Raw genomic sequence first — 11574 nt, forward strand, 5'->3', positions numbered from 1 at the left:
TTCTATTGAGAAACCAAAAGATTATCATAAAAATTTAATGATAGCTTGGGAAGAAAAGCGAACGAATAAAAACAAACGCCTCCTTTAATTATTATTTAGGGGCGTTCGTTCATTCAAAAATTAAAGAATATGTAGTTTATATTCTCTGTATAATTTCTTCAATCGACTTATATGGGCTTGATGATACCGATTATGATCTGCTATATGCCATATTCCCCATCTTATTGTCGCAGTTTCGCCTTTTTCATACAAAACTTCCTCTCTTAAAAGAACAACACCATATGTTCATCATCACTATACACACCATTCATTTTTATAGCCCTTTTTTCAATTCCGTATGTTTTAAATCCCATTGACTCATATAATCGTTTGGCTGGTTCGTTCGTTGACACAACCCCTAAATTCAATTGCTCTAGCTTCATCTCTTTTGCCCTTTCAATTGCTTTACGTATTAAATCACGTGCAAGACCACTTCTTCGATTTTCAGTATCTACATACATTGCAACGATATGTCCTTTATGCTTATATGCGTCTTTTTCTTCTGTTAATAAAGTAACAACCCCAACTAAACGATTTTCATTATTAAAAGCACCAAATGTAAAACTACTGTTGGATGAAAGATTACTAGCAACTCGTTCAAGAGGGTTTTCTTGACGTACTGCTTCTTCATAAGTCGTTATAAATGCTTCTGGATTTACTTGTAGTGCTTGTAAACGCAACTCCCAATATTTTTTTGCATCCGCTTTTGTAAGTAATCGAATCATTTTATTTTCCCCTTTTTAATTTACATAATATTTTTATAGGTTATTAATTTTTGATTCATACTCTTCTTTTAATATACTGTAACGATAGCGATGAATGAACTTTCCCTGTCTCAATCGATCATTTCTCATTAACCCTTCGCATACAAATCCGGCACTTTCATAACTCTTTTTAGCTTTTGTATTATCTTCATCTACACGTAACCAAATTTTCTCCAATTCAAACTGAGAAAAACCTATTTGTAACATGCTGTTTAGAGCTGCCATTCCAAATCCTTTACCCCAATAGTCTTTATTTCCAATCGCAATTCCTAGTTCAGCATTTTTATTTGTTTTATCAAAATTTTTAAGGTCTACCCATCCAATATGTATACCTGTCTCAGTAACGATTGCCCTTTGTTCATAACCATTTTTTCGGCTTATACAAGCTTCAATCCAGTTTCTCGTATCTCCACGAGTGAACGGAGGATATTGATCTGGTAAAACTAAATGCTTTGTTACATCTCTATCTAATGACCATTGATAGCGATCTTCTACATCATCTAGTGTCAATTCTCTTAATTGAACATATGGTACATTCATTTTTTTCTCCTCTCTTTATTTACCAATAGAAAATCCTTCGAACACTCTCCCACCATACTGTTCTAACGTCTTTTCTATAAAATGAATTAATTCATTTTTCCCTCCCGTTTTATAAAAATGATCAAAAGCGGCTACAAATTTGTTTGCATATTGCTCATCATATCTTTTTAGCACTCTAATAAACCATTTTGAACTCCCAAGCCACTTACCATTTACTCTTAATACATATTCATGTACTAAATCGGCTAATAAATTAGCGATAAACAATTCTTCTTCTCTTTTTGTTGCACCAATAAAGTCATCTAAAGTATCCGTAATAAAATATCGCTTCTGCTTAATCGTTTCTTCGGTCCATTTAGCCGGTCCTTTATGTAGTAAATCATTCGCTTCTTTTTTTAATTTCTCAACAATTTCCTGTTCCCCTTTCAAGGCAATCCCTTCTGAAACTAATTGTGGTAACGACGGTCTCCCTCGATCACAATCCATTTTGAAAAAGGTTTTATATGTTTCGAAATTATGAACAAACACCTCAACAGGCCATCCATTACTATAGAAAGATTCTCTATAGCAAGAAGTTAAACTTTGATCGACTATTACAATGTCAAGGTCAGATGTTTTCGTCGCTTCTCCTCGTGCAACGCTTCCGCCGAGTAAAGCTACATCACAATTCGGAAATTGTAATGTAATTATGTTTTGTGCTGCTTCAATTGGTTTCATAACCGATCCTCTTTTCTTATTTCACTTTCTTTTTTTCAGCTCTTTCTCTCGCTTTTTTTATATAGCTTTCTGCATCTGGTGTTTTACATGATGTTGCACCATGATCAACCTCTATTTTTCCAATTTTACTTGCAATTTCAATCGCTTGTCGCTCTAAGTCTTCATTACGAATTCCTATTGCGATTAAAGCACTATTCATCGCTTCTTTTTTTCTATTTTTTTCATTATGTATATTTTCTTTAATCTCTTCTAAGTACGGAGAGAAGAAATCATCATGTAACGTTTTATTTTTAATCGCTATATTTGCTAATAAAGACCAGCCAGCTCTTCCAATCCATTCATCATTAGACTTTGTCCACTCTTCCATTCTTTCTATTGCAATTGGCGAAGTACATATAGATGTCATAAGAACATCCATTAAACAGTAATAATCAACATCCTGAATCCAACTATTAAGCTGTTCTGTCGTTATTTTTTTCGGGTCTAAAATATAAGTTGCTAATGTCATTGCGTCCATATTTTTCGTTTCCCACAATTCAACTGCTAAATCGTGATCTTTTTTTATCTTCTTTTTTAACAATTTTAAATTCGCAAAACTAACTCCAAATAACGGCTCTTTCGCTCCGTGGTTTTTATACGTTTTTCGATTTTGTTCTGTTCCATATTCCTCTAGTTGCCGCATTACTTCCTCAAGTAACATATACCCACCTCTTTATCTTTTATGTTGACTGTATATATGTATGTACGATATATTCTACATTTATTTATTTTTAAAGTACGGTATGTGAAATTTTTAAACATTGCACAGCTATACCATCAAAAAACTGTACATGTTAAACATACAGTTTTTTGATGGTATCGATTTTGCGTAGAATAAGATATAAACTACGAAAGAACTTTTAATAAGATGTGTATTTCCAACATGTTTAGAAAACGCTTCAAAATGGTTTACTATCATACTTTTATACCTCCTTCATAAATTATGTTTACTACATTTGTTCTTAGCCAAAATACTTTCTACATTTTAATAACTCTCTCAATAAAAATTTCTTATATAAAAATCCCTACAAACACTGTAGGGATTTATGTCTAAATCATTTTGTTACACTCTATTTCATATGAAAATAGTTTTCTTATTCAGATGCATTCATAAGCACAATTCTCCAACCGTCTGGATCCTCTATTGTGGTTCCTTTCTCTATCCAATACGGGTTTTCAGGTTCTACCTCATGATAGCCCATATTACTTAATCGATTCACTATCTTTTCAATTTCATCTTTAATAGGCATATAAAAAACTAGTAAATTATCTTTTGTCGGTGCCGGACATGGACTTCCATTAACATGTGTAGTAAACTCCAAATGATACTCTTCATCTGGTAAGCCAAACATAACCCCATCATATCCTTCATGATTGTGAAATTCCCCTATACGTTTTAAACCTAATCCTGTTTCATAAAAACTTATCACTTCTTCAAATTTATCTGTTGGTCTTGCAATTCTAAATTGAACCCAATTCTTCATGCAAATCTCCTCCTTTTCATTTTCCAAAGCTTTATAGTAATTAGTATAGGTTACATATATTCCCTTTAACATCCCTCATTAGTGTGAACTTCCTAAGTTGAAAGACCTATTAGTTAATAAACAATAGGACTTTAGTATAAAATTCATATAAAATTAGTTATATAAATATAGAGATGAATTACAAGCTATTACGTATGAAATAGTTCTCCTTGCAGGGCCTTTATATACCGATCAGCAGATCTTTGTACAGCTTTATTCGCATCTTCCACCACACCATGAAATGCATTATATAGTCGACTAAATTGGATATCTTTTACCTTCTCTGCCATATCTCTAACTTTATTCGCTGGTAATGGAATGAGATTGGGATAACTATACATAAAACTTACCCATTTCCGATCCGAAACTACTTGTATAATATCACCTGATAACAAAATACCTTTCCCTTCATTACCGTCTTTCCAATGTATAACAGTTCCACCCTTAAAATGGCCTCCTAAGCGATGCAATGTAAGTTCTTCCGATAATATCAGATGCTCCCCAGACCAAAATTTAATTTGCTTACTCGGACGAACCACCCACTCTTTATCATCTTCATGAATATAAATAGGTACATTGAATGTTTCCGCCCATTTAACTTGTGTAGAGTAATAATGTGGATGAGAAAGTGCTATTGCTTGAATACCACCTAAATCATATATACGTTGTATCGTTTTATCATCTAAATAACTAATGCAATCCCACATAACATTTAGAGTTTTACTTTGTATTAAAAATGCTGTTTGTCCAATCGCAAATTTAGGTTTAGTAGTAATGCTATACAAACCGCTTTCTTCTTTTATTATTTCGTTTTTGTATAAATTGCTATTTTGCATCGTTTCTAATGTTGTCCATGACTGCCCAATTGGATTAACATATTGTCTTTCCTCATTACAAATTTTACAGCGAGAAGGTGCTTCTTCATTTTCGGGATACTGTACTCCACATGTAGTGCAAATATAATTATCCATATTCCCACTCCTTTTTTCATGTAATTGTTTCTTTACCAATATTTTAATAAAAAACAAAAATATTCGAATCAATAATTGGAACGAAAATGAAATGATACGAAAGTATGATTTGGTGATTGAAAGTTTAAATAATAAAGTTTAAATTCATCCTATTTTTCAAAACTGCAATTGATATAAAATCTTGCATACTTTTGAGTAAACTTTTTTACACTTGTAAAAAAGTTTTTTTGCATTTCCCTACCTATAATTGCTAATATAGTAGAGTAGAACTTTTATAGAGAGAAGGAAAATTATGCACAATGGAATTCGAATGACAACTTTAGTAAAAAGGGCTATGTTAGTTTGTGCGGGGGTATTATTCACATACGAAGTGGCTTTTGGATCAGTACATACTGCTCTAGCTAGTACAGAGGATGAAGCAAAATCTGTTCAACTTGTAAGTGAGATTCAAACATCTCTTGCTCCGAAAGAAGCTCCAAAACATTATAACGGGCAAGTTAGAAAAGTCGCTTATTTAACATTTGATGACGGTCCTGGAAAATACACAGCTGAGCTTTTAGATATGTTAAAGAAAGAAAATGCAAAAGCAACATTCTTCCTAATTGGTTCAAACGTAAAAGCTTTCCCTGATCTTGTAAAACGCGAAGATGCTGAAGGTCACTACGTTGGGATGCACAGTATGACTCATAACTACAAGAAACTTTACACTGAAGGTCATTACGTAGATGAAATGAAGGAAGACCAAGGCTTAATCGCTGGTGTTTTAGGTAAATCACCAGTATTAACTCGTCCATCTTACGGCTCTATGCCAGGATTAAACGAAGCTCTTCGCAACAAAGTTGTAGAAAATGGCTTAAAAGTTTGGGATTGGACAATTGATTCTTTAGACTGGAAATATAACAAAATGCAAGTTGATGCTGCATCTGCTAAAATTGTAGAAAACGTGTTACATGGTGCTACAAATCCAACAGAAGTTATCCTTATGCATGATATTCATCCACAATCAGTAAAAGCAGTTCCTGGAATTATTAAAGGACTGAAAGAAAAAGGATATGAATTAGAAGCATATAATGAGAACGAACACTTCCCATTAAACTTCTGGCATGATAATCGTATGTAATGAAAAGACTTGATTTCCTTTAGCTGGGAATCAAGTCTTTTTATCATTTTGGGAATTACTCCTCGTATATTCGACTCAAACTCCCCCTTCTCTAATATCAATAAAAATTCAAAATCACATGTTATACTATAATTTAGTTTAAATAAGTAGGTGCCATATGATCGTATATACAGTACAAACTGAAGAAGCATGGAAACAATTTAAGAAACTTGGTTATTTAGAAGGTAATAAAGAATTCATCGATCCAGACGATGTATATTCATATGACTGGATGGTGCGCGTCGCTAAAACAAGATTGCCTCATTACGAAGGTAACTATCCTATTTGGGTCTGGGAAGCAAATAATTACCCAAATCGAAATCATAAAGCTTGGGGTAGAACAAATTCAAAAATGATAATTTTAACACTAGATGTACCGAAAGAATGGTTACTATGGAGCTATTTTGACTATTGGTGCTGTGCTATGACTGATGGATCAACATATTTACATACAAAAAATAAGTGTACTTTAGATGAATGGTATACATATATGGATAAAGAATACGGGATAATATTTGATTTCGACTATTTATTATCTCATCCTGATTGGTGTCTAGGTAAAGAGGATTCGTTAGAAAAACAAGGTGTTATCGGCAAAATACCCCTTTCCTTCGTGAAAAAAGTAAGACGTTTTCGTGCTAAGACAGATAAGTCTATTAGTAAAATCCGAAGTGATAACTGGGATAATAGAAAAGAAAACCGCATTAAAAAGATGAATCGAAAATTAAGAAAGCGAAACGATAAACAAAAAAGAATACAAAAGCGACTTATACGAAATTAAAACATATATCGAAATACAGTAAGAAATTATGGATTGAATATACAAATTCAATCCTATTTTTTATATTATCAACACTTTAGCACATATTACTCTTAAGGAGTGATATGTATATGGATTTTCTTTCAGCCGAATATTTGTCCGCCCTACTTGCCATCATTGTAATTGATTTAGTGTTAGCCGGTGATAATGCCATTGTAATTGGATTAGCAGCAAGAAGATTACCGAAAGATCAGCAAAAGAAAGTTATTATATGGGGAACTATCGGGGCAATCGCGATTAGAGCCCTCGCTACCTTAGTTGTTGTTTGGTTGTTAAAAATACCAGGGCTACTTCTAATTGGTGGTGTACTCCTTATATGGATTGCTTATAAATTAATTGCTGAAGGCAAAGATCATGATATTAAGGCCGAAGAAGGATTTTGGTCTGCTATTAAAACCATTATTATTGCTGATGCGTTAATGGGCATCGATAATGTACTCGCTGTTGCAGGAGCTTGCCCATGGTAACTTTTCTTTAGTAATCATCGGATTATTAGTGTCTATTCCAGTAGTCGTATGGGGCAGTACATTGATTTTAAAATGGGTAGATCGTTTTCCTGTCATCATTACGATTGGAGCAGCCGTTTTAGCTTATACTGCCGCGAAAATGATTGTAGATGAGAAATGGTTCGCTGGATTTTTCGAAAGTAACCCTTTCGTTAAATGGGCATTTATCATTATTATCATCATCGGTGTAGTTTTCTTCGGAAAGGCTAAACAAAAAGCAACAGCTGGTTCTGTCTCATAATGATGGTATATTTACAAATAAAAGGCGCTATTCATATGAATAGCGCCTTTTATTATTTATTTAGCTTCCCCTTCCGGAGTCGTTTTTACCTTCGTTTTGTTTTTATCGCGGTTGTTATAGTTATACTTCGAACGATCTACTGGAGTGAATCCTTCCGGTGTGTAGAATCGTAATAAGTCACCATTCACGACTTGGTCAGAGTATTTTAGTGAGTTTTGAACCATTTGTTCATTTTTCTTTATTTCATCTGTAAATTCTACAGGTTTTCCAGTAGTTGTATCATAGTATTTGCCGTTTAGTGCAGTAACTGTTGGGCTTACGTAGTTACCGTTACGGAACGCAACGACTTGTTTATGATCTGGTGATAATAAATCAGAACCGAATTGAACATAATTCTTTGTATCTGTACCTAGTAAGTGTAATAGCGTTGGAAGAACGTCAATTTCACCACCGTATTGATGTTGTACGCCACCTTTCACTCCTGGTACACGAACGATTAATGGTACACGTTGTAACTGTGCATTTTCAAATGAGTTCATTTCTTTATCCATTACTTTTGACATTGCTGCGTTATGATTATCTGAAATACCGTAATGGTCTCCGTACATAACAATAATTGAGTTATCATATAAACCAGATTGTTTCAAGTAATCGATGAAGCCTTTTACAGATTCATCTAAATAGCGTGCTGTTTGGAAGTACGTATCTACTGATGAATCACCTGTTGTTGCTGGTTCAATCGTTGCTTCTGCCTTATCGATTGGATAAGGGAAATGGTTCGATAACGTAATAAACTTCGTATAGAACGGTTGTTTCAACGTTTGTAATAACGGAATAGATTCATTAAAGAACGGTTTATCTTTTAACCCGTAGTTTACTACGTCTTTTTCATTCATATCGTAGTATGACGCATCAAAGAATTTATTAAAACCAAATGATTTATAAATATCGTCACGGTTCCAGAATGTTTTGTAGTTACCGTGGAATACTGCTGATGTGTATCCTTGTTGTCCTAAAATAGCTGGTGCTGATTGATACGTATTATGAGATTTCGTTGTAAAGACAGAACCTTGCGGTAAACCAAACATTGAATTCTCTAACATAAACTCCGCATCAGATGTTTTCCCTTGTCCTGTTTGATGGAAGAAGTTATCAAAATAAAGTGTATTCGCATCTTTTGTAAATGAGTTTAAGAACGGTGTAACTTCTTGACCATTTAATTTGTAATCAATTAAGAAGTTTTGGAATGACTCTAAATGAATGTAAATTACGTTCATTCCCTTTCCTTTACCGAAATACTCAGGATTTGGACTTGCATAAGTTGATGTTAAATAATTTCGTACTTCTGTCATATTATCGCCATCAGCTAATGCTCGTTCTGTCGATGCTTTCGCACTTTGAATTCCATCATAAATTGTGTAGTTGTATGCACCTAAATATTTCACAATATAATTACGGTCAAACGTTCTTGTTAATAATTCAGGACGGTCAGACTCTGCAAGACCTAAGTTAACACTGAATAATAAAATACCTGCTACAAATACTAGAGATAATTTATGCTTCGCAACACGAATTGGTTTTGGATTTGCAAATTTTGTTGCGACTAACACAATTAATATAATCGTGTCTAAGAAGTATAATGGATCATAAAGATGTAGCAACGCAAGAATACTACCACCTAAATCTCCAAAGTTATTCGTTTGTGTTAATGTCGGGAACGTAATAAAGTCACTGAAAAAGCGATAGTATACTACGTTTGCGTATAAAAGAATCGACAATAACAAATTAATGATAATTAACCAAATATAAGATCGTTTCCCTTTTGCAAATAATGCAAGTCCTAAAAATAGAACTGCTGAACTAAGCGGGTTAAAAAACAGCAAGAATTTTTGAATTGTGTTTGAAATTCCTAAATTGAATTCCGTTACATAAGCTGCATATGTTTTGAGCCACAATAAAATAACGGCAAACAGAAAGAATCCAAAATGATTGCTTAACACGCTTTTGCTCTTTAATAAGAACTGTTTCATTTCTCCACCTCTTTTGATCATCCAAGGCTTATTTTTTTATAAGTCTGTCTCTCTATTCAAATTTTCTTCTTCAAATAGATTATCTTTATTTAACTATATGAAGAATATTAGTAATTATAATTTGAAGCTAGTATTTATTCAACTATTTCTTTCTAGACATTTTGACCTTGGTTTCTATTTAACAAAATAAATTTGTAACATTTCCTGTTTTCTCCCAAGATTCATCCACTAATTATGACACCCCATACTATATACCTTTATAAACTCATTCGCAAACTATTCTATCTCCAAATTTGGTACATATTTCACATGACAAAATAATACGATTTGATTATATTACTCCACTTACATTTCCCTTCTTCAACTAACTCTTTAAATCTTAAAGTCATTACATCCCTTCATACATGAAAAAATTCTCCTGTTCATTAATATTATATTTGAATAATTATTCATTTGACCGACCAGCGATGTTACGTTTTCTCGACAAAAAAACTCGCTCTAAAAAGAGCGAGTTTTTTCATTATATATTATTGACCTTTGTACATTGCATCTACTTGTTTTTGAAGTTCCTCATTTTCTAAGAACTCATCATAAGTAGCCTCTTTATCGATTACACCGTTTGGTGTTACTTCGATAATGCGGTTTGCAATTGTTTGCACGAACTGATGGTCATGAGATGTGAATAAGATTGTACCTTTGAATGCAATTAAACCGTTATTTAATGCTGTGATTGACTCAAGGTCTAAGTGGTTCGTTGGATCGTCAAGTGTGATTACGTTCGCACCACTTAACATCATTTTAGATAACATACAACGAACTTTTTCGCCTCCAGATAATACAGAAACGTTCTTCTTAACTTCTTCACCTGAGAATAACATACGGCCTAAGAAACCACGTAAGAAGCTTTCAGACTCATCTTGTGGAGAGAATTGACGTAACCATTCAACTAAGTTGTAATCACTGTTCTCAAAGTACTTAGAGTTATCTCTTGGGAAGTAAGATTGAGAGGTTGTAACACCCCATTTGAATGAACCGCTATCCGGCTCCATTTCACCCATAAGAATTTTAAATAATGTTGTCATCGCAATATCGTTACGGCCGATAAATGCAACTTTATCACCTTTATTTAAAGTGAAGTACACATTATCTAACACTTTTTCACCATCAATTGTTTTAGAAAGACCTTCAACAGTTAATAAGTCATTTCCTACTTCACGCTCAGGTGTGAAGCCAACGAATGGGTAACGACGTGATGACGGTCTAATATCATCTAATGTAATTTTGTCTAATAATTTTTTACGAGAAGTTGCTTGTTTCGCTTTAGAAGCGTTTGAACTAAAGCGTGCAATGAAGTTTTGTAACTCTTTTACTTTCTCTTCTTTTTTCTTATTAGCATCTTGTGTTAATTTTAAAGCTAATTGGCTTGACTCATACCAGAAGTCATAGTTACCAACATAAAGTTGAATTTTACCGAAATCAAGGTCAGCCATGTGCGTACATACTTTATTTAAGAAGTGACGGTCATGGGATACTACGATAACTGTGTTTTCAAAGTTCATTAAGAAGTTTTCTAACCATTGGATCGCTTTTAAGTCCAAGTGGTTGGTAGGCTCATCTAATAATAGAATGTCAGGTTGACCGAATAAAGCTTGAGCAAGTAATACTTTTACTTTCTCTGCCCCAGTTAATTCTGACAATTTCTTATCATGAAGATCTTCACCAATACCTAAACCTTTAAGAAGGATTGCAGCTTCTGACTCAGCTTCCCAACCGTTAAGCTCAGCGAACTCACCTTCAAGTTCAGCAGCACGCATACCATCTTCATCACTAAAGTCTTCTTTCATGTAAATAGCATTTTTCTCTTGCATTACTTTGTAAAGTTGCGTGTGACCCATAATTACTGTTTCTAATACTGGGAACTCTTCATATTCGAAATGGTTCTGTTTTAATACTGCTAGACGCTCACCTGGCGTAATATGTATGTCACCTGTTGATGGTTCAATTTCCCCAGATAAAATCTTTAGAAATGTAGATTTACCAGCACCGTTTGCTCCGATTAAACCGTAGCAGTTACCTGGCGTGAATTTTATGTTAACATCTTCAAATAATTTGCGATCCGCGAAACGCAAACTAACGTTACTTACTGTAATCATTTGTGTCCTCCTACTAATACCGCTTATTTCAGCGTTTTCTCACCGATTGTCTTAAAAAATCGCATATTACGA

9 protein-coding genes and 3 pseudogenes are annotated in these 11574 nt (G+C 33.7%); 3 read left to right on the top strand and 9 right to left on the bottom strand.

Annotated features, from left to right (window positions below; all coding sequences use genetic code 11):
* Window positions 1-120: 120 nt before the first annotated feature.
* The 7 genes and pseudogenes from BC_RS14640 to BC_RS14670 all read right to left on the bottom strand — a co-directional run.
* Window positions 121-267 (bottom strand): annotated as a pseudogene (locus BC_RS14640) (DinB family protein); the annotation flags it as partial.
* Window positions 264-764 carry a GNAT family N-acetyltransferase gene (locus tag BC_RS14645; protein ID WP_000620314.1) on the bottom strand — a complete coding sequence of 167 codons (501 nt, stop codon included), beginning with the start codon at window positions 762-764 and terminating at the stop codon, window positions 264-266. The pseudogene BC_RS14640 and the gene BC_RS14645, both read right to left, overlap by 4 nt.
* A gap of 33 nt (window positions 765-797) precedes the next feature.
* A complete protein-coding gene (locus BC_RS14650; protein ID WP_001102490.1) occupies window positions 798-1343 on the bottom strand; it encodes a GNAT family N-acetyltransferase in 546 nt (181 codons plus the stop codon).
* Window positions 1300-2060: pseudogene (locus BC_RS14655) on the bottom strand (nucleotidyltransferase domain-containing protein). The gene BC_RS14650 and the pseudogene BC_RS14655 overlap by 44 nt, the downstream one beginning before the upstream one ends.
* 16 nt (window positions 2061-2076) lie before the next feature.
* Window positions 2077-2760 (bottom strand): DNA alkylation repair protein, encoded by a 684-nt coding sequence (locus BC_RS14660; protein WP_000923472.1) that lies wholly within the window; start codon window positions 2758-2760, stop codon window positions 2077-2079.
* 433 nt (window positions 2761-3193) lie between these two features.
* On the bottom strand, window positions 3194-3583 hold the full coding sequence (locus tag BC_RS14665; protein ID WP_000800667.1) for a VOC family protein: 390 nt from the start codon (window positions 3581-3583) through the stop codon (window positions 3194-3196).
* Between the two features lie 188 nt (window positions 3584-3771).
* Window positions 3772-4593, bottom strand: a complete 822-nt coding sequence (locus tag BC_RS14670) for an MBL fold metallo-hydrolase (protein WP_000371021.1) — start codon at window positions 4591-4593, stop codon at window positions 3772-3774.
* A 292-nt stretch (window positions 4594-4885) separates the two neighbouring features.
* Here BC_RS14670 and BC_RS14675 point away from each other — a divergent pair, with 292 nt between their 5' ends.
* From BC_RS14675 to BC_RS14685, 3 genes and pseudogenes are all read left to right on the top strand, one after another.
* On the top strand, window positions 4886-5713 hold the full coding sequence (locus BC_RS14675; RefSeq protein ID WP_000551452.1) for a peptidoglycan-N-acetylglucosamine deacetylase: 828 nt from the start codon (window positions 4886-4888) through the stop codon (window positions 5711-5713).
* A 157-nt stretch (window positions 5714-5870) separates the two neighbouring features.
* A complete protein-coding gene (locus tag BC_RS14680; RefSeq protein ID WP_000637702.1) occupies window positions 5871-6533 on the top strand; it encodes a DUF3841 domain-containing protein in 663 nt (220 codons plus the stop codon).
* A gap of 110 nt (window positions 6534-6643) precedes the next feature.
* A pseudogene (locus tag BC_RS14685) lies at window positions 6644-7319 on the top strand (TerC family protein).
* A 56-nt stretch (window positions 7320-7375) separates the two neighbouring features.
* On the opposite strand, the gene BC_RS14690 reads toward BC_RS14685, so the two are convergent.
* Complete coding sequence (locus BC_RS14690; protein ID WP_000808769.1) at window positions 7376-9349, bottom strand: LTA synthase family protein; 1974 nt, start codon at window positions 9347-9349, stop codon at window positions 7376-7378.
* A gap of 527 nt (window positions 9350-9876) precedes the next feature.
* On the bottom strand, window positions 9877-11502 hold the full coding sequence (locus tag BC_RS14695) for an ABC-F family ATP-binding cassette domain-containing protein (protein ID WP_000633864.1): 1626 nt from the start codon (window positions 11500-11502) through the stop codon (window positions 9877-9879).
* Window positions 11503-11574 lie beyond the last annotated feature (72 nt).

The organism is Bacillus cereus ATCC 14579 (assembly GCF_000007825.1).
Classification (GTDB): Bacteria; Bacillota; Bacilli; order Bacillales; family Bacillaceae_G; genus Bacillus_A; species Bacillus_A cereus.

Coding starts and splice junctions, on each gene's coding strand:
- BC_RS14675 (WP_000551452.1), top strand. CDS start 4,886: ATGCACAATGGAATTCGAATGACAACTTTAGTAAAAAGGGCTATGTTA.
- BC_RS14680 (WP_000637702.1), top strand. CDS start 5,871: ATGATCGTATATACAGTACAAACTGAAGAAGCATGGAAACAATTTAAG.
- BC_RS14695 (WP_000633864.1), bottom strand. CDS start 11,502: ATGATTACAGTAAGTAACGTTAGTTTGCGTTTCGCGGATCGCAAATTA.
- BC_RS14660 (WP_000923472.1), bottom strand. CDS start 2,760: ATGTTACTTGAGGAAGTAATGCGGCAACTAGAGGAATATGGAACAGAA.
- BC_RS14665 (WP_000800667.1), bottom strand. CDS start 3,583: ATGAAGAATTGGGTTCAATTTAGAATTGCAAGACCAACAGATAAATTT.
- BC_RS14645 (WP_000620314.1), bottom strand. CDS start 764: ATGATTCGATTACTTACAAAAGCGGATGCAAAAAAATATTGGGAGTTG.
- BC_RS14690 (WP_000808769.1), bottom strand. CDS start 9,349: ATGAAACAGTTCTTATTAAAGAGCAAAAGCGTGTTAAGCAATCATTTT.
- BC_RS14650 (WP_001102490.1), bottom strand. CDS start 1,343: ATGAATGTACCATATGTTCAATTAAGAGAATTGACACTAGATGATGTA.
- BC_RS14670 (WP_000371021.1), bottom strand. CDS start 4,593: ATGGATAATTATATTTGCACTACATGTGGAGTACAGTATCCCGAAAAT.